This window comes from Arthrobacter sp. UYNi723, from assembly GCF_054057635.1.
Window position 1 is genome coordinate 38,956 of sequence record NZ_JBSRZM010000023.1, and the last position, 16,964, is coordinate 55,919.

18 protein-coding genes are annotated in these 16,964 nt (G+C 66.8%); 15 read left to right on the forward strand and 3 right to left on the reverse strand.

Going from position 1 to position 16,964, the window contains the following annotated elements; genetic code table 11:
- The first annotated feature begins 1 nt into the window (after nucleotide 1).
- The 3 genes from ACVWY0_RS16680 to ACVWY0_RS16690 all read left to right on the forward strand — a co-directional run bounded on the left by ACVWY0_RS16680 (nucleotide 2) and on the right by ACVWY0_RS16690 (nucleotide 3,650).
- Entirely contained in the window at nucleotides 2-1,330 is a 1,329-nt protein-coding gene (locus tag ACVWY0_RS16680) for a geranylgeranyl reductase family protein (RefSeq protein WP_485837659.1), read from the forward strand.
- The gene (locus ACVWY0_RS16685; RefSeq protein ID WP_485837660.1) at nucleotides 1,327-2,427 is read left to right on the forward strand and encodes a polyprenyl synthetase family protein; all 1,101 of its coding nucleotides are present in this window, start codon (nucleotides 1,327-1,329) and stop codon (nucleotides 2,425-2,427) included. Before ACVWY0_RS16680 ends, ACVWY0_RS16685 begins: the two co-directional genes overlap by 4 nt.
- A 383-nt stretch (nucleotides 2,428-2,810) precedes the next feature.
- Nucleotides 2,811-3,650, forward strand: a complete 840-nt coding sequence (locus ACVWY0_RS16690; protein WP_485837661.1) for a type IV toxin-antitoxin system AbiEi family antitoxin domain-containing protein — start codon at nucleotides 2,811-2,813, stop codon at nucleotides 3,648-3,650.
- A gap of 114 nt (nucleotides 3,651-3,764) precedes the next feature.
- Here ACVWY0_RS16690 and ACVWY0_RS16695 read toward each other — a convergent pair whose 3' ends face one another.
- A complete protein-coding gene (locus ACVWY0_RS16695; protein ID WP_485837662.1) occupies nucleotides 3,765-4,193 on the reverse strand; it encodes a hypothetical protein in 429 nt (142 codons plus the stop codon).
- Between the two features lie 13 nt (nucleotides 4,194-4,206).
- Nucleotides 4,207-4,959 (reverse strand): trimeric intracellular cation channel family protein, encoded by a 753-nt coding sequence (locus ACVWY0_RS16700; RefSeq protein ID WP_485837663.1) that lies wholly within the window; start codon nucleotides 4,957-4,959, stop codon nucleotides 4,207-4,209.
- 61 nt (nucleotides 4,960-5,020) lie between these two features.
- Between ACVWY0_RS16700 and ACVWY0_RS16705 the strand changes: the two genes are divergently transcribed.
- From ACVWY0_RS16705 to ACVWY0_RS16755, 11 genes are all read left to right on the forward strand, one after another.
- Nucleotides 5,021-5,755, forward strand: coding sequence for a sirohydrochlorin chelatase (locus tag ACVWY0_RS16705; RefSeq protein WP_485837664.1), 735 nt, complete (start codon nucleotides 5,021-5,023; stop codon nucleotides 5,753-5,755).
- Between the two features lie 143 nt (nucleotides 5,756-5,898).
- Nucleotides 5,899-7,644, forward strand: a complete 1,746-nt coding sequence (locus tag ACVWY0_RS16710; RefSeq protein WP_485837665.1) for a nitrite/sulfite reductase — start codon at nucleotides 5,899-5,901, stop codon at nucleotides 7,642-7,644.
- Nucleotides 7,641-8,390 carry a phosphoadenylyl-sulfate reductase gene (locus tag ACVWY0_RS16715; RefSeq protein WP_485837666.1) on the forward strand — a complete coding sequence of 250 codons (750 nt, stop codon included), beginning with the start codon at nucleotides 7,641-7,643 and terminating at the stop codon, nucleotides 8,388-8,390. Before ACVWY0_RS16710 ends, ACVWY0_RS16715 begins: the two co-directional genes overlap by 4 nt.
- A complete protein-coding gene (gene cysD / locus ACVWY0_RS16720) occupies nucleotides 8,387-9,370 on the forward strand; it encodes a sulfate adenylyltransferase subunit CysD (RefSeq protein WP_485837667.1) in 984 nt (327 codons plus the stop codon). Before ACVWY0_RS16715 ends, cysD begins: the two co-directional genes overlap by 4 nt.
- Entirely contained in the window at nucleotides 9,371-10,840 is a 1,470-nt protein-coding gene (locus ACVWY0_RS16725; protein WP_485837668.1) for a sulfate adenylyltransferase subunit 1, read from the forward strand.
- Between the two features lie 109 nt (nucleotides 10,841-10,949).
- The gene (locus ACVWY0_RS16730; RefSeq protein ID WP_485837669.1) at nucleotides 10,950-12,116 is read left to right on the forward strand and encodes an RtcB family protein; all 1,167 of its coding nucleotides are present in this window, start codon (nucleotides 10,950-10,952) and stop codon (nucleotides 12,114-12,116) included.
- Nucleotides 12,117-12,228: 112 nt separating this feature from the next.
- Complete coding sequence (locus ACVWY0_RS16735) at nucleotides 12,229-13,365, forward strand: ABC transporter substrate-binding protein (protein WP_485837701.1); 1,137 nt, start codon at nucleotides 12,229-12,231, stop codon at nucleotides 13,363-13,365.
- Nucleotides 13,366-13,402: 37 nt separating this feature from the next.
- A complete protein-coding gene (locus ACVWY0_RS16740; protein WP_485837670.1) occupies nucleotides 13,403-14,128 on the forward strand; it encodes an ABC transporter ATP-binding protein in 726 nt (241 codons plus the stop codon).
- Complete coding sequence (locus ACVWY0_RS16745) at nucleotides 14,118-15,110, forward strand: ABC transporter permease (protein WP_485837671.1); 993 nt, start codon at nucleotides 14,118-14,120, stop codon at nucleotides 15,108-15,110. Before ACVWY0_RS16740 ends, ACVWY0_RS16745 begins: the two co-directional genes overlap by 11 nt.
- A gap of 139 nt (nucleotides 15,111-15,249) precedes the next feature.
- On the forward strand, nucleotides 15,250-15,396 hold the full coding sequence (locus tag ACVWY0_RS16750) for a hypothetical protein (RefSeq protein ID WP_485837672.1): 147 nt from the start codon (nucleotides 15,250-15,252) through the stop codon (nucleotides 15,394-15,396).
- A complete protein-coding gene (locus tag ACVWY0_RS16755) occupies nucleotides 15,377-15,691 on the forward strand; it encodes an SRPBCC family protein (RefSeq protein ID WP_485837673.1) in 315 nt (104 codons plus the stop codon). Before ACVWY0_RS16750 ends, ACVWY0_RS16755 begins: the two co-directional genes overlap by 20 nt.
- A 2-nt stretch (nucleotides 15,692-15,693) precedes the next feature.
- Here the strand turns inward: ACVWY0_RS16755 and ACVWY0_RS16760 are convergent, their stop codons facing one another.
- Entirely contained in the window at nucleotides 15,694-16,188 is a 495-nt protein-coding gene (locus tag ACVWY0_RS16760; RefSeq protein WP_485837674.1) for a cupin domain-containing protein, read from the reverse strand.
- A 75-nt stretch (nucleotides 16,189-16,263) separates the two neighbouring features.
- Here ACVWY0_RS16760 and ACVWY0_RS16765 point away from each other — a divergent pair, with 75 nt between their 5' ends.
- Nucleotides 16,264-16,878, forward strand: a complete 615-nt coding sequence (locus tag ACVWY0_RS16765; protein ID WP_485837675.1) for a TetR/AcrR family transcriptional regulator — start codon at nucleotides 16,264-16,266, stop codon at nucleotides 16,876-16,878.
- The last annotated feature ends 86 nt before the right edge of the window (nucleotides 16,879-16,964 follow it).

A 16,964-nucleotide genomic window follows, 5' to 3' on the forward strand; every position in this document is an offset into this window, starting at 1 on the left:
TGTGAATGTTCTGATTGTCGGCGCGGGGCCAGCCGGTTCCACCGCCGCGTATTACCTTGCCAAGGCCGGCATCAGCGTGACCGTCCTGGAAAAGACCAGCTTCCCGCGCGAGAAGGTCTGCGGCGACGGCCTCACCCCGCGGGCGGTCCGCGAAATCCAGAAGCTCGGCCTGCCGCACCCTGAAGCCGACGGCTGGCGCCGGAACAAGGGCCTCCGCCTCATTGCCGGCGGCCGCACGATCGAACTGCCCTGGCCCGAGGTCTCCGACTTCCCGCAGTACGGCCTCATCCGTACCCGCCTGGGCTTCGACGAGGAACTGGCCCGCCACGCCCAGGCTGCCGGCGCCGAAATCCTCGAGCGGCACAGCGTCACGGAAGCCCTGCGGTCTGAAGAAGGCCGCGTGACCGGTGTCCGCGCAGCGCTCCTGGACGAGTCCGGACGCAAGACGGGGGAGTCACGCGACTTCAGCGCCGACGTCGTACTCGCCGCAGACGGCAACTCGACGCGAACCGCGGTGTCGCTGGGGATTCACAAGCGCGACGACCGCCCCCTCGGCGTCGCCGTCCGCACGTACTTCACCTCGCCCCGGCACAACGACGACTGGATGGAAGGCTGGCTGGAGCTCCCCGGCCGCGACGGAAAACTGCTCCCCGGCTACGGCTGGGTGTTCGGCGTCGGCGACGGCACGTCCAACGTGGGCCTCGGCATCCTGAACTCGTCGAGGGACTTCGGCAAGCTCGATTACAAGCAGGTCCTGCGCGAATGGACCGCCGCCATGCCCGCCGAGTGGGGCTTCACCCCGGACAACCAAGTGGGCGAAATCCGCGGCGCCGCGCTGCCCATGGGCTTCAACCGCACCCCGCACTACTCGCCCGGCCTTCTGCTCCTAGGCGACGCCGGCGGCATGGTCTCCCCGTTCAACGGCGAGGGCATCTCCTACGCGATGGAGTCGGCACGGTTCGCGGCGGAGTTCATCGTTGACGCCTCCGCTCGTTCCGTGTCCAACGGAACGTACGACGCCGACGCGCACCTCGCGGGGTACGCGGACTATGTGCGGGGGCAGTGGGGATCGCACTTCACGCTGGGCCGGGCATTTGCCGCGCTGATCGGAAAACCCGCCGTTATGAAGCTCGCGCTGCGGACCGGGATGCCCATTCCCGTGCTGATGCGCTTTGTGGTGCGGCTGCTCGCAAACCTGACCGACCCGGCCGCGAAAGGCTTCGAGGACCGGGCCATCCGCGTCCTGGAATCGCTGGTTCCGGCCACCTCCAACACCCCACCGGCATCGAACCAGCGGTATCCGCAACAAAAAGTTAGGGTTAACCAGTGACTAACTCCGCAGACCACAGCTGGACGCACGCCGGGCACGGCCTGCCGGACTCCGAACCCAGCCTCAATACCACCGCCATTGCCACGGGACTGCAGCTGCCCGCCGGCTTCGCGGCCATCGCGGAGGACGCCGAGCTGGGCCCCGCCATCACCAACAACCTGGCCCGCGTGGAGAAGAAGCTCCGCGAAGCCATTGCCAACTCCGATCCGCTGGCTGATGCAACGTCGCGTCACCTCGTGGAAGCCGGCGGCAAGCGCATCCGGCCGCTGCTGACGCTGCTGTGCGCCCACCTTGGCGACGCCTCACTGCCTGCCGTGGTGCAGGCAGCCGTGGTGGTGGAGCTGACCCACCTGGCAACGCTGTACCACGACGACGTGATGGACTCCGCCCCGTTCCGCCGCGGCGCCCCCACGGCCCACGAGGTCTGGGGAAACTCCGTGGCGGTCCTCACCGGCGACCTCATCTTTGCCCGCGCGTCCATCCTGGTGTCCGAGCTTGGTTCCCGGGCGCTGGGCATCCAGGCCCGGACGTTCGAGCGGCTGTGCCTGGGCCAGCTGCACGAAACTGTAGGCCCGCGTCCGGACGAGGATCCGGTGGAGCACTACCTGTCCGTCATCGCGGACAAGACCGGTTCCCTGGTGGCGGCCTCCGGCCAGCTCGGTGCCATCTTCGCCGGTGCCGACGAGGCTTACGAGGACCTGCTGGTGGAGTACGGCGAGAAGGTGGGCGTGGCCTTCCAGCTCGCCGACGACGTCATTGATGTCACCGGCGTCAAGGTGAAGTCCGGCAAGTCACCGGGCACGGACCTCCGCGAGGGGGTGCCCACGCTGCCGGTCCTGTTCCTGCGGCGCGATGCTGCGGCCGGTGACCAGTCCGCCGTCGAACTTTTGAAGCTCATTGATGGGGACCTGACCTCGGACGCTGCCTTGGCTGCCGCCGTGGCCGGGCTCCGCGAGCACCCCGTCACCGCCGAGTCCTGGGTAATTGCCCGCCGCTGGGCCGACGAAGCCATTGCCGCACTGGCGCCGCTTCCCGAGGGTGTTGTGAAGTCGTCGCTGTCCAACTTCGCCCTGGCTGTGGTGGACCGCGCCAGCTGATTCTTGGCTGCGAGCGGGGCCTCGGCGGGGTGAACCTGGCCGGGGCCCGCTTTTGCTTAAATGCAATAGCCCCGGTTCTCAGCAACGATACGAATCACACGTTGCGTCGAACCGGGGCTATATCTCCGTTCGCATCAGACCCGCCGGAGGCGTTTAGCGGATCCGTGAACAGTCTATGACAGGTTTGTCACAGGATGCAAGCCAGCTGTTACTGCGCGTGTCACAGGCTACTTCGTCCTTCGTGGGGCACATTGCGGCGTCCGATGGGCCCTCCGGACTGTAGGTACGGCGTGTCCGTGTCGAAGTGCCCCGCGACGGCCGCGTTGTCCACATGCGGCACCTTGGGTCTGCCCTTTGCTGTAGTCCAAGTGCACCGTGGAGCGATGGATATTGAGACTTTTCTCGGCACGCGGGCCGGCGTAACCCGGGCCTCGACGCTCCGCGGGGCCGGATTTTCCCGGGCCTCCGTCGACAAGGCACTGGCGGCCGGGCGAATTGTGCGGATCCGACGAGGTATCTACAGTTTGCCGCGTGAGGCAGGCGTGCTTGGCCTGGCGCTGCAGCACAATGCACTGCTGACGTGTCTGTCGGCCGCCCCCATTTACCAGCTGTGGACGATACATGACGCTGGTCCCGTGCACCTCAGTCCAGGGCATAAGAGGACACCGCCGGGGACGCTGACGCACGGCCGATGCCCCCACCCGTCGCACCCATGGCTGCCGGTGGCAGGCCTGGCCGACGTTCTTATTCATTCGTTGCGTTGCTTGCCCGCCGTGGAATCGCTGGTCATGCTTCAGTGCGCAGCCCAGCGGGGCGACATCAGCCTGGATTTCCTGCGGCGCAAGCTCCCGGGAAACCGCAACGCCAGCGCCAGGTCCGTCCTGGACTGCGTGATCCCTCGAGCGGATTCCCTTCTGGAGGTGTTGGCGAACTACCACTTCCGGCGGGCCGGGCTCCACGTCCGCAGGCATGTAGAGCTTCCGGGAGTTGGGGAAGTGGACTTCCTTATTGAGGAGTGTGTCGTGGTGGAAACCGACGGAAGCACTCATTTGGAGGCACAACAAGTGAAGAAGGACCGAAAGCGCAACAATGCCACCCTGATCGGCGGACGTCTTGGCCTCAGGTTCGGCTATGACGACGTTGTCTATCACCCTGAGCGGATGGTGGGCCAGGTGTTGGCGGTACTGGAACTGTCGCGGCAGGGGGCTTTCGGTGCGAGGTGAGTCGCGCCGTCGTGGGGCACTTTGGGCGACGTAACCGCGGAAACCGGCTCAGCGCGCGGCGCGTCCGTGTCGAAGTGCCCCGTTTAGGCCGCGCAGGCGGAGCAGGAGAGGGCCCTAGTTTTCTTCTTCGTCGTTGAAGGCCCACTCGAACATGTCGAAGACGAATTCGGAGAAGGTACCTTCTTCGCTCTTCCACTGGCCGCGGGCGTTGTTGCGGCGGTACACGAAAGGGTCCGGGATGCCGAGGTCGCCCACACGGAAGCCCCAGGTGAACTGTTCTTCCTCATCCTCGAGGAACATCAGGAAGCCTTCGTCATCCACTTCCAGCTCTTCGGGATCCCAGAAGTAGTGGTACGCCTCCATGATGTCCTCGCAGCCGCCCACTGCCAGGTAGAACTCGCGCAGGGCCAGGGGAACCTGGAACTGGTGTTCGGCGAGGGCCGCGTCCAGCTCGTCCGCGGGCAGGCCATCTTCTTCCTGCCATTCGTCCTCGAGATACGTCGGAACAAGCGCGCGGAACTTCTCGAGGAACATGTCAGTCATGCTCATATCCTAGCTAACTGCGGCGCGCTCCCGAGCCGCTGCCAGCCCCATCAGCCCCACCGCTCCCAAAGCCGCCCGGGCCACCAAAGCCCCCAGCCCCGTCCCCGCCGCCGGAGCCCCGCCGGTGCAAGCCATGTACGGCCAGCGGGACAAACCAGGACCGGCGCCAGGCAACCACGCGGAAAGCGAACACCACGGCCGCCACCGCACACGCCGTCAATGCGTTGAAGGCCCCGGTGACCCAGAGCAGCGCGGTCAAGGCCGCCCCGCTGAAGGCCGGCAGCGCGTAAAGGTCGCGGGGGTTGAAGAGCTGGGGCACCTCGTTCGCGGTGATGTCCCGCAGCAGGCCGCCGCCCACCGCCGTGGTCACGCCGAGAAGGATGGCGGCCACCGGGTTCATCCCCAGGGCCAGGGCCTTCAGCGTTCCGGTGATGCAGAACAAGGCCAGCCCGCCGGCGTCGAACAGCACCAGCAGCGAGGTGTACCGCTGCACGCTGGAGTACAGGAAATACACCAGGACGGTGGCCAGTACCGGTGGGACCAGATAGGCGGGGTTGGAGAAGGCCGCCGGCGTGGTGTTGAGGATGATGTCGCGGATGACGCCGCCGCCGAGGGAGACCAGGGACGCCAGCAGCAGCGAGCCCACCAGGTCGAACTGTTTCCTTGCTGCCAACAATGATCCGGAGACGGCAAAGAAGAAGACCCCGGCCAGGTCCAGCCACACCAGGTCGATGTCGAACGGCAAAGTGTCGAACGGCGATGTCATGAGGCGTCCCGGCGGTTTCATGGTGGGCGGACAGGGCGGCTCCAACGTTACGCTAGCCCCTATGAACAACCCGATCATGATCGCCTGTGCCCACGGGACGTCCAGCCCCCAGGGCGCCGCGGAGGTCAACGCCCTGCGCGCCGCCGTCGCCGCCCTGCGTCCGGGCCTGGACGTGCTGGAAGCCTATGTGGACGTCCAGCAGCCGGACCTCGTGGACGTCGTGGCGGGACTGCCCGCAGACTCAAGTGCCGTCGTCGTGCCCCTCCTGCTGAGCGTGGGCTTCCACGTCAAGGTGGACATCGCCCGGGCCGTGAAAAGCCGGCCGGGCAGCCTGGCCGCAGCGCCGCTCGGCCCGGACCCGCGGCTCGCAGCCCTGCTGGACCAGCGCCTCCGCGAAGCCGGCGTGACGGACCGTGACGCCATCGTCCTCGCCGCCGCAGGTTCCTCCAACCCCAACGCCGCGGTCAGCGTGGAAGAACTCGCCGCCCAGCTCAGGGCGCTGCGGCGCAACCGGATTCTGCCCGCCTACGGTGCCTCTGCCCAGCCGTCGGTGCCCGACGCCGTCGCCATCCTCCGCCTGGAACTGGCCGGAGGCGCCGGGGCGGGGGAGTCCGCCGGTGCCGTGGACGACGGCGGCCGCGTGGTGATTGCCTCCTACCTGCTCGCGCCGGGGTACTTCCACGACCAGCTGGCCAAAGCCGGAGCCGACCTCGTGACAGAACCACTGCTGCCGTCCCCGGTGCTCGCCGAGATCGCGCTGGAACGGTTCGACGCCGCCGTCGCCCACGGTCAATAGCCGCCCGCCCGGGAACCCGCAACCAAGCACAGCGGGCGGCCTTCTTCAAGGCTCTCCGGCGGTTCGTGACGAATTGTTTCCCTAGGTGACCTCCCGTTTCCGGACCTTTGTGACGCGCTTCGGCAGGCACCTACAGTCGATGCATGACTGATACAGCTCTAGCCGGAGCGTCCGTGGACCCCGCCGCCGCCAAGCGCCCCGCGCGCGCCTCCCGCCCCGCTGCAAAGCCGCACGGGCAGTGGAAAGTGGACGGCAAAACCCCTCTGAACGCCAACGAAACCTGGAAGCAGGAAGACGACGGCCTCAACGTGCGCGAGCGTATCGAGACCATTTACTCCAAGGACGGCTTCGACGCCATCCCCAGCCAGGACCTGCACGGACGCTTCCGCTGGTGGGGCCTGTACACCCAGCGCAAGCCCGGGATCGACGGCGGCAAGACCGCCACGCTCGAGCCGCACGAGCTCGAAGACAAGTACTTCATGCTCCGGGTCAGGATCGACGGCGGGGCGCTCACCACCGAGCAGCTGCGCGTCATCGGCCAGATTTCGGTTGATTTCGGCCGGGATTCCGCCGACCTCACGGACCGCCAGAACATCCAGCTGCACTGGATCCGCGTGGAGGACATCCCCGAGATCTGGAAACGGCTTGAGGGTGTTGGCCTGTCCACCACCGAGGCCTGCGGCGACGTTCCCCGCGTCATCCTGGGCTCCCCGGTTGCCGGCATCGCCAAGGACGAGATCATCGACCCCACGCCGCTCATCGCGGAGCTGGGGGAGCGTTTCATCGGCAACCCGCTACTGTCCAACCTGCCGCGCAAGTACAAGACCGCCATCACCGGCCACCCCAGCCAAGACGTGGTGCACGAGATCAACGACTTCGCCCTCGTAGGCGTCCGCCACCCCGAACTCGGAGTCGGCTACGACCTCTGGGCCGGCGGCGCGCTGTCCACCAACCCCATGCTCGGCAAGCGCCTCGGCGCCTTCGTGAAGCCTGAAGAGGCTGCCGAAGTCTGGCTCGGCGTCACCAGCATCTTCCGCGACTACGGCTACCGCCGCATGCGCACCAAGGCCCGCCTGAAGTTCCTGATGGCCGACTGGGGACCGGCGAAGTTCCGCCAGATCCTCGAGGACGAATACCTCGGCTACAAGCTGGCCGACGGTCCCGCCGCGCCCAAGCCCACCACTCCGGGGGACCACATCGGCGTGCACGAGCAGAAGGACGGCAAGTTCTTCATCGGCGCCACCCCGCTGGCCGGCCGCCTGTCCGGCGTGCAGCTGGTGAAGCTCGCGGACACGCTCGAGGCCCGCGGCTCCTACCGCCTGCGCACCACGCCGCACCAGAAGCTTGTGGTCCTGGACGTTGCCAAGGACCACGTGGAACCGCTGGTTGCCGAGCTGGATGCCCTGGGCCTGTCCGCCCGCCCGTCCGTGTTCCGCCGCGGCACCATCGCCTGCACCGGCATCGAGTACTGCAAGCTGGCCATCGTGGAAACCAAGGTCACCGCCGCCACCGCCGTCGCGGACCTGGAACGCCGCCTGGCCGACCTCGCGGAGTCCGGCGAACTGCCGCACGCGCTGTCCCTGCACATCAACGGCTGCCCCAACTCCTGCGCCCGCATCCAGACCGCGGACATCGGCCTGAAGGGCATGATGCTGCCAACGCCCGACGGCGACCCCTCCCCGGGTTTCCAGGTCCACCTGGGCGGCGGGCTGGCTTCCAACAGTCGCGAAGAGGCAGGTTTGGGGCGCACCGTCCGCGGCCTGAAGGTATATGTCGAGGACCTGCCGGACTACGTGGAACGCGTCGTCCGCACGTTCGTGGCCCAGCGCGCCGATGGCCAGACCTTCGCCGAGTGGGCCCACGCAGCAGACGAGGAGGCCCTCCAGTGAGCAAGCACGCATTGGGAGTTGACGGGGCGGCATCGCCTGCCGCTAAGCTCCGCACCCACGACGAGCTCAAGGCCATCGCCGAGTCCGGTGCTGCCGAGCTCGGCTGGGATGCCCCCGCCCGCGACGTCATCGCCTGGGTGGAGCGCAACTTCGACCTGTCAGCGGTCGCCGTCGCGTGCTCCATGGCCGACGCCGTGCTGCCGGCCCTGGTCGCGGACCAGATGCCCGGCGTCGACGTCCTGTTCCTGGAGACCGGTTACCACTTCCCGGAAACCTACGCCACGCGTGACGAGGTGGCCGCGAACCTCCGCGTCAACGTGGTGGACGTGCTTCCCGAGAACACAGTGGAACAGCAGGACCGGCTCCTGGGCAAGGACCTTTTTGCCCGCGACGCCGCCCAGTGCTGCGCCCTCCGCAAGGTGGCCCCGCTGCGCCGCACGTTGGCCGGCTACGAACTTTGGTTCACCGGTGTCCGCCGCGACGAGGCTCCCACCCGGACGAACACCCCGCTGGTGACCTGGGACGAAATCAACGGCCTGGTCAAGGTCAACCCGCTGGCAGCATGGACGTTCGACCAGCTGGTCCAGTACTCCGATGACAACCTCCTGCCCGTTAACCCGCTGCTTTCTCAGGGTTACCCCTCCATTGGCTGCCAGCCCTGCACCCGCAAGGTGGCGCCGGGCGATGACCCCCGCGCCGGCCGCTGGGCAGGCACCGACAAGACAGAATGCGGACTACACGTATGAGCACCCTTAACGACACGTTGGTTTCGACAAGCCCGGTTTCGACAGGCTCAACCACCGAGCCGGTGATCGAGCCTGTCGAGATCCACACGCGCCTCTCCAGCCTGGACGCCCTCGAGTCCGAAGCGATCCACATCATCCGCGAAGTCGTGGCCGAGTTCGAGAAGCCTGCGCTGCTGTTCTCCGGCGGCAAGGACTCCGTGGTGATGCTGCACCTGGCCACCAAGGCCTTCTGGCCGGGCAAGGTCCCGTTCCCCGTGCTGCACGTGGATACCGGCCACAACTTCCCCGAGGTCATCGACTTCCGCGACCGGACGGTGGAGCGGCTGGGACTTAAGCTCGTCGTCGGCTCCGTCCAGGAGTTCATCGACCGCGGCGACCTGGCCGAGCGTGCTGACGGCACCCGCAACCCGCTGCAGACCGTCCCGCTCCTGGACGCCATCCAGCAGAACAAGTTCGACGCCGTCTTCGGCGGCGGCCGCCGTGACGAGGACAAGGCCCGCGCCAAGGAGCGCATCCTGAGCCTCCGCGACGAATTCGGCCAGTGGGACCCGCGCAACCAGCGCCCCGAGCTGTGGAACCTCTACAACGGCCGCCACACCGTGGGCCAGCACGTCCGTGCGTTCCCCATCAGCAACTGGACCGAGCTGGACATCTGGCGCTACATCGAACGCGAGAACATCGAGCTGCCGGGCCTGTACTACGCCCACTGCCGCGAAGTGTTTGCCCGCGACGGCATGTGGCGTGCGGTGGGCGAGGTTTCCCAGCCGCTGCCGCACGAGGAAGTCATCGTCAAAACCGTCCGCTACCGCACCGTGGGCGACATGTCCTGCACCGGTGCCGTTGAGTCCGACGCAGCCACCGTGAGCGACGTTGTGATTGAAGTTGCCGCCTCCACCATCACCGAACGTGGCGCCACCCGTGCAGATGACCGCATCTCCGAGGCAGCCATGGAAGACCGCAAGAAGGATGGGTACTTCTAAATGAGCACTTTTAATACGCCGGTGGTTGAGCCTGTCGAAACCCTGATTTCGACAAGCTCAATCACCGAGGCAGCGCTCGCGACGGCCCTGCCCACCACTCTCTTCCGGTTCGCCACCGCCGGATCGGTCGACGACGGGAAGTCCACTTTGGTGGGCCGCCTCCTGCACGACTCCAAGGCGATTCTTGCTGACACGCTCGACGCCGTTGCCCGCACCTCCTCCGACCGCGGCTTTGGCGGCGAGAAGGGCGGGATCGACCTGGCACTGCTGACCGACGGCCTGCGCGCCGAGCGGGAGCAGGGCATCACCATCGACGTGGCCTACCGCTACTTCGCCACGGACCAGCGCAGCTTCATCCTGGCCGACTGCCCCGGGCACGTTCAGTACACCAAAAACACCGTGACGGGCGCGTCCACGGCGGATGCCGTCGTCGTACTCATTGACGCCCGCAAGGGTGTCCTGGAGCAGACGCGCCGGCACCTGTCCGTGCTGCAGCTGCTGCGGGTGGCGCACGTGATTGTGGCCGTGAACAAGATCGACCTGGTGGACTTCAGCGAGTCCGTGTTCCGCGAGATCCAGGCCGATGTGCAGCAGGTGGCCCGCGAACTGGGCATCGGCTCCGCCGAGCTGGGCAGCGCGGACCACATCGACGACCTGCTGGTGATCCCGGTGTCCGCCCTCGACGGCGACAACGTGGTGGACCGTTCCGAGCGCACCCCCTGGTACGACGGCCCGGCCCTGCTGGAGGTCCTCGAAACGCTGCCAGCCGCCGACGAAATCGACACGCAGCTGGAGAGCTTCCGCTTCCCCGTGCAGCTGGTGATCCGGCCGCAGGGTGCGCTGGCTCCCGACGCCGTCGCTGGTGGCCTGGACGTAGAGGCCTTCCGTGACTACCGCGCATACGCCGGCCAGATCACCGAAGGTTCCGTGAAAGTGGGGGATTCGGTGTCAGTGCTGACCCCCGGCCAGTCGCCCCGCACCACCACGGTGACCGGCATCGACTTCGCCGGCGAATCACTGCAGGAAGCGTTCGCCCCGCAGTCCGTCGCGATCCGCCTGGCGGAGGAATTCGACGTCGCCCGCGGTGACACCATTGCCGCCGCCGGAACGTTCCCGGAGTCCACTGCCGACCTTTATGCAGCCCTGTGCTGGCTGTCGCCCAAGCCGCTGCGTGAAGGCGCCAAAGTGCTGGTCAAGCACGGCACCCGCACCGTCCAGGCGCTGGTCCGCAGCGTCAGCGGCAAGCTGGACCTGGCCACGTTCAAGCTCGAAGGCGCGTCCAGCCTGGAGCTGAACGACATCGGCCACGCGCAGCTCCGGCTCGCGGCGCCGTTGCCGCTGGAGAACTACCTGCACCACCGCCGCACCGGCGCGTTCCTGGTCATCGACCCGCTGGACGGCAACACGCTGGCCGCGGGCCTGGTCAAGGACCACCCGGGCGACCACGAGGACGAGCGCTACTCGATCTGAGTTTCTGCCGAAACCGCGGCTTGTTCGCAGATCCTGGCCTTCACGGGCTGGTTTTGCGAACAAGCCGCGGTTTCGTCGTTTTCGTATCCTTAACAGTGGGAGGCGAAGCGTGGAAACCATCAACAGCAAGCTCATCAGCTGGGCCTCGATCCTTGATGACAAGACCCGCGAGCAGGCGCTGGCCACGTCCACGCTGCCGTTCATCTACCCGCACCTGGCCCTGATGCCTGACGCGCACCTGGGCAAGGGTGCCACGGTGGGCTCGGTGATTCCCACCCTGCGCGCCATCATCCCGGCCGCCGTCGGCGTGGACATCGGCTGCGGCATGATCGCCGTGCGGACCCAGTACTCTGTCAAGGACCTGCCCAAGGACCGCAAACGGCTGCGCGACGACATTGAACGCGCCATTCCGTTGTCCGCCGGCCACAACAACAGGCGGATCATGGCCACTGCCGAACCGCGCCTTGCCGAGCTCCGGAAGCTGGCGGCGCAGGCCGGCTTCAACCCGGCCCAGTATCTGGCCAAATGGGAACTTCAGCTGGGCTCGCTGGGATCGGGCAACCACTTCATCGAGGTCTCCGCCGACGAGACCGACGCCGTCTGGCTGTTCCTGCACTCGGGCTCGCGGGGCGTGGGCAACAAGATCGCGCAGCACCACATCGCCGTCGCCCAGCAGGTGACCCGGAAGCGCGGGACCAGGCTGCCCGACCCTGACCTCGCCCACCTGGAGGAGGGTACCAGCGAGTTCGCCCGCTACATCAAGGAACTACGCTGGGCGCAACATTTCGCCCTCCTGAACCGCGAGGAAATGATGGACCGCGTCATTACTCAGTTCGGGCACTGGGTGGGCGGCCATGTCAAGGAGCGCGAGCGGATCAACTGCCACCACAACTTCACCCAGCAGGAGACCCATTACGGCAAGTCCGTGTGGGTATCGCGGAAGGGGGCGATCAGAGCCGAGCACGGCGATCCGGGACTTATCCCGGGGTCCATGGGGACGGCGTCGTACGTGGTGGAGGGGCTGGGGAACCCCGTCTCGCTGAACTCCTCCCCGCACGGGGCCGGCCGCGAGTACTCCCGGACGGCTGCCCGAAAAACGTTCTCGCTGGCCGAGCTGAAGACGGCCATGCAGGGCATTGAGTTCCGGGCCACCGAGGCGTTCATCGACGAAATTCCGGCGGCGTACAAACCGATCGATGTGGTGATGCGCGACGCGGCGGACCTCGTCAGGGTGCGGCACAAGCTGCGGCAGCTGATCAACGTCAAGGGGGACTGAACCGGGCCCGGAATGTGACGCTGCATGAACCCGCGTGACCCCCCGTTTCTGCTTCATTGAATGGGTTTAGGTCTCTCCCTATGGTGAAACAATGACTAGTTCCAAGCCCGGGATGACCCGCATCGTGGCCGGCGAAAGCGCAGTACCCAAGCGCAAGCGTGCCATCGAGGCAGCCCTGGCCATCGGGCTCGTGTTCCTGATCGCCGCCGGGGCCGTAGTGGCGTCGTCCATTTCCCGTAATACGGCGGCAGAGGCAGCCATCCCGTCGCCCACTCCGGCCGCAGAACTGAAGCTGGGCTACTTCGGAAACCTGACTCATGCTCCCGCGTTGGTGGGCGTGAAGCAGGGGATCCTCGCCCGGAACCTGGGTGACACCAAGCTCAGCACCGAGACTTTCAATGCGGGACCGGCCGCGATCGAGGCGCTGAACGCCGGAGCCATCGACGCGGCATACATCGGCCCAAATCCCGCGATCAACTCGTTTGTCAAGAGCGAGGGGGAGTCCGTCAGCGTCATCGCGGGCGCTGCCGCAGGTGGCGCGCAGTTGGTTGTGCGTCCGGAAATCAACTCGGCGGCGGACCTGAAGGGCAAGACACTCGCCTCGCCGCAGCTGGGCGGCACGCAGGACGTGGCCCTCCGCGCGTGGCTCGGCTCGCAGGGCTACAAAACAAATGTGGACGGCAGCGGCGACGTTGCGATCAACCCCACTGAGAACGCCCAGACACTGAAACTGTTCCAGGATGGAAAGCTCGACGGCGCGTGGTTGCCTGAGCCGTGGGCGTCCCGTTTGGTGCTCCAGGCCGGAGCCAGGGTCCTGGTGGACGAAAAGGACCTCTGGGACGGATCCCTTTCCGGCAAGGCCGGCGAGTTCCCTACCACCATCCTGATTGTTAACAAGAAGTTCGCCGCCGCGCACCCGGACACCGTAAAGGCCCTGCTCAAGGGCCATGCCGAGTCCGTGGCCTGGCTGAATGACACGCCTGCCGCAGAGAAAACGAGCGTCATCAACGCCGCCCTGCAGGAATCGGCAGGCGCGGCGCTTCCCGCCGATGTCCTTGATCGAGCCCTGCAGAACGTGGTGTTCACGGTGGATCCGCTCGCGGGAACCTACCCCAAGCTCCTTGAGGACGGGGTGAAGGCCGGCACCACCAAGCAGGCCGACATCACCGGATTGTTCGACCTCCGTGCCCTGAACGAAGTCACCGGGACCGCCGGCCGCGTCTCTGCCGCCGGCCTCGGCCAGGACTGACCTCCAAACTTCGCACCACCTACCTAAGGACGGGACCATGCCAGTCGTACTGGAAAACCTGGGCAAGCGCTTCGGCGACGGCGCCCCGGTGCTGGACGACGTCAACGCCACCATCGGCGCGGGCGAATTCGTAGCCCTCCTCGGTGCGTCCGGGTGCGGCAAATCCACCCTGCTGAACATCATGGCGGGACTGGAGGTCCCGACGTCGGGCGCCCTCGAAGTGCCCAGCGACGGGGCAGCCTTTATGTTCCAGGACGCCGCCCTTTTCCCCTGGCTGACGGCGCGGGTGAACATCGAACTGGCCTTGAAGCTGCGCGGTGTGGGCAAGGCTGAACGCCGGATCAAGGCGAACGAGCTGCTGGAGTTGGTGCACCTCGGCGAGGCTGGGGACAAGCGTCCTCACGAGCTTTCCGGCGGTATGCGCCAGCGCGTGGCCCTGGCCCGGGCCCTGTCGCAGGACCGGCAGCTGCTGCTGATGGATGAGCCGTTTGCCGCCCTGGATGCCATCACCCGCGACCTCCTCCACGACGAGCTGGAACGCATCTGGAAGGAAACCGGGCGCACCATCGTTTTTGTGACCCACAACGTCCGCGAGGCCGTGCGCCTGGGCCAGCGTGTACTGCTGCTGTCGTCCCGTCCCGGCCGCGTGGTCCAGGAATGGGCCGTCACCGAGGAACACCGAACCGACGCCGGCCTGGCCGGACAGCTGACCGGGGTCATCACCGCCCGGCTGCGGGAGGAGATTCGCCGCCATGCCAAATAACCCCACGCCCCTCGCCGAGACCGAACCGGTGGTCGAGGTTGACGAGACCGGGATTTCGACAAGCTCAATCACCGGACAGCCGGAAACCCGCAAAGTCCACGCCGCCCTGACCCGAACTTCCACCGGGCATGAGGACCTGCGCGAGCTTGAGGCCGGGCTGGATTCGCTCCAGTCCGACGCCGCGCGCAAGCACCGGATCGACTGGAGCCGGGTGCTCCTGCCGGTCGCCGCCCTGGTGGTCCTTGTCCTGATCTGGCAGTTCTACGTCTCCCTGGGCCTGAAGCGCCGCGACCTGGTTCCCGGTCCGCTGGACGTCCTGGGCCAGATCGGCGTGCTTTGGGGCGAGGCCAAGCTGCAGGAAGCGGTGTGGACCTCGCTGCAGCGCGGGCTGGTCGGGTTCCTGATCAGCGTTGCCATCGCCACGCCGGTGGGGCTGCTGCTGGCCCAGGTTGCGCCGCTGCGCCGTGCCTTCGGGCCGCTGATTTCCGGCCTTCAGGTGCTGCCGTCCGTAGCCTGGGTGCCCGCGGCCATCATCTGGTTCGGCCTTACCGACGCCACCGTCTACTTCGTGGTATTTATGGGGGCGATCCCATCCATCATCAACGGCCTGATCTCCGGCGTGGACCAGATCCCGCCGCAGTACCGCCGCGTCGGCACGGTCCTGGGCGCCAACCGTTTCCAGATGGCCGTGCAGATCATCCTGCCTGCCGCCCTGCCCGGCTACCTCAGCGGGCTCAAACAGGGATGGGCGTTCTCCTGGCGGTCGCTTATGGCCGCGGAAATCATCGCCGTGGGCGGCACCATCGGCTTCGGCCTCGGCTCCATGCTGAACCAGGGCCGCGACTTGGCCGACATGACCATCGTGATGTCCGCGATCCTGCTGATCCTGGCAGTCGGCATCCTCATCGAGCTGCTGGTGTTCGCCCCGATCGAGAAGCGCCTCCTCCGCAGCCGCGGCCTCCTGTCCGGCAGCACCCGCTAAGACGCCGGTCACGCCGGCCACAGCAAGACCAAAGCGCAGAGCCCGACGGCGAGTCCCGCCGTCGGGCTCTGCTGTTCTGTTTTGAAGGCGACCAACTACGCCGGCAGCCCACCACCAGGGAGTCTGGCAGACTGGCGCCATGACTGTCAGTTTCGTGTGCCGCACCGAGTCCACCCTGCCCCCGGAGCGCCTGTTCGACCTCGCGCGCAGCGTGGACGCCCACGTGGAATCGCAGCGGGGCGCGGGAGCGGGCCATTGCGGGAGTCATGTCCGGGCTGATCGATGAAGGCCAGGAAGTGACCTGGCGGGCCCGGCACTTCGGCGTTCCGCTGACGATGACCAGCCGCATCACCGCGCTGGCGTTTCCCGCCAGCTTCACGGATGAGCAGGTCAGGGGCCCGTTCAAGTTCTTCCGCCACGTCCACGAGTTCCAGGCCGCTGAGACTGGCAGCATCATGACGGATCGCGTTGAATTCGCCGCGCCGCTCGGCATCCTGGGGCGCCTCGCTGAGCGGCTGGTCCTTCGCCGTTACCTGCAGCGACTCATCGCGCACCGCGGCCGGTTCCTGGCAGGTCCCTAGGCTTACGCTTCCGGGAACGGCGGAGGACCCACAATCTCGATGCCGCCGTTCAGCCGCCCTGATTCGCGGATGCGGTCAAAGTCCACCAGTCCTGTTCCTTCGCCGTCCGCGAGCGGCTCGCTCGCGCCGAAGTAGAAGGCCTGCGCGCCGCCGGGGGTGTGCAGGCACAGCACGCGGGTCCCCTCCTGCAGGACTTTGAAGGCGTGCGGAACGCCGCGCGGGGCGATGGTCACCCCGCCCGCAGCAACCCGATGTTCCGTGCCGTCCATGTTCATGAGGATCTCGCCGGCCAGGATGTACATGGTTTCGTCGGAGTCGGGATGGGTGTGTAGGGGAGTGACCTTGCCGAGTTCCATCTCATCTTCGAACAGGAGGAACGCTCCGGCGGTGTCTTCTTCCGTGGCCTTCCAGGTCTGCACCCCTCCGCCGAAGAACCAGCGCCTGGCCCCTTCGCCGGGCTGCCGGATTACTGCGGATGCTGAGTTCTTGGTCTCCATGGTGGTCGCCTCGATGTTGATCGGAAGACTTATGGGACTTTTGTCCCATAACAAGACTCCTGTACCATAAAGTCCATGTCAAGACCCTACGCGGACGTCGGACGAACGGGCCAGAAGCGCCGCACCCGTGACGCCCTGGTTGCAGCGGCGCGCCAGCTCGTGGCGTCCGGCGCCTCACCCACCGTGGACGACGCCGCGCTCGCCGCGGGCGTAGCCAGGAGTACGGCCTACCGGTATTTCCCCGGGCAGCGGGAGCTGCTCGCTGCGGCCCATCCGGAAACTGCCCGCACGTCACTGCTTCCGGACGTTCCGCCGGAGGATGTGGCCGGGCGGCTGGATGCCGTGGTGGCGGAGTTCACCAGGATGATCGTCGAAACCGAGGCGCAGCAGCGGACCATGTTGAGGCTTTCCCTGGAGCAGCCCGGGGACGGGCCCCGGAGCCTGCCCTTGCGGCAGGGGCGTGCGATCGCCTGGATCTCGGAGGCGCTTGCCCCGCTCCAGGGGCAATGGGCCGGCCAGGACATTCAACGGCTGGTCCTGGCGATCCGCAGCGCCACAGGCATTGAATCCCTGGTCTGGCTGACGGACGTCGGCGGGCTGAGCAGGGAAGAGGCGGTCGCTTCTATGCGGTGGACTGCCGGTGCACTCCTGAAGCAGGCGCTGCTGGACGGACCCCCGGAACGCGGCTGACACGTCCGTTGCACCGGAATATGACGCGGCTCCCGGTCCTGAGGGGTATACCTTGGGACTTATCCGGAGTCATCAGGGCAGGCGTT

Bases quoted from the DNA above. Each gene is read 5' to 3' on its own strand.
- ACVWY0_RS16695 (WP_485837662.1), bottom strand. From the start codon at position 4,193: ATGACTGACATGTTCCTCGAGAAGTTCCGCGCGCTTGTTCCGACGTAT.
- ACVWY0_RS16740 (WP_485837670.1), top strand. From the start codon at position 13,403: ATGCCAGTCGTACTGGAAAACCTGGGCAAGCGCTTCGGCGACGGCGCC.
- cysD (WP_485837667.1), top strand. From the start codon at position 8,387: ATGAGCACCCTTAACGACACGTTGGTTTCGACAAGCCCGGTTTCGACA.
- ACVWY0_RS16705 (WP_485837664.1), top strand. From the start codon at position 5,021: ATGAACAACCCGATCATGATCGCCTGTGCCCACGGGACGTCCAGCCCC.
- ACVWY0_RS16750 (WP_485837672.1), top strand. From the start codon at position 15,250: ATGACTGTCAGTTTCGTGTGCCGCACCGAGTCCACCCTGCCCCCGGAG.
- ACVWY0_RS16765 (WP_485837675.1), top strand. From the start codon at position 16,264: ATGTCAAGACCCTACGCGGACGTCGGACGAACGGGCCAGAAGCGCCGC.
- ACVWY0_RS16745 (WP_485837671.1), top strand. From the start codon at position 14,118: ATGCCAAATAACCCCACGCCCCTCGCCGAGACCGAACCGGTGGTCGAG.
- ACVWY0_RS16760 (WP_485837674.1), bottom strand. From the start codon at position 16,188: ATGGAGACCAAGAACTCAGCATCCGCAGTAATCCGGCAGCCCGGCGAA.
- ACVWY0_RS16735 (WP_485837701.1), top strand. From the start codon at position 12,229: ATGACCCGCATCGTGGCCGGCGAAAGCGCAGTACCCAAGCGCAAGCGT.
- ACVWY0_RS16755 (WP_485837673.1), top strand. From the start codon at position 15,377: ATGTCCGGGCTGATCGATGAAGGCCAGGAAGTGACCTGGCGGGCCCGG.
- ACVWY0_RS16700 (WP_485837663.1), bottom strand. From the start codon at position 4,959: ATGACATCGCCGTTCGACACTTTGCCGTTCGACATCGACCTGGTGTGG.
- ACVWY0_RS16690 (WP_485837661.1), top strand. From the start codon at position 2,811: ATGGATATTGAGACTTTTCTCGGCACGCGGGCCGGCGTAACCCGGGCC.
- ACVWY0_RS16725 (WP_485837668.1), top strand. From the start codon at position 9,371: ATGAGCACTTTTAATACGCCGGTGGTTGAGCCTGTCGAAACCCTGATT.
- ACVWY0_RS16710 (WP_485837665.1), top strand. From the start codon at position 5,899: ATGACTGATACAGCTCTAGCCGGAGCGTCCGTGGACCCCGCCGCCGCC.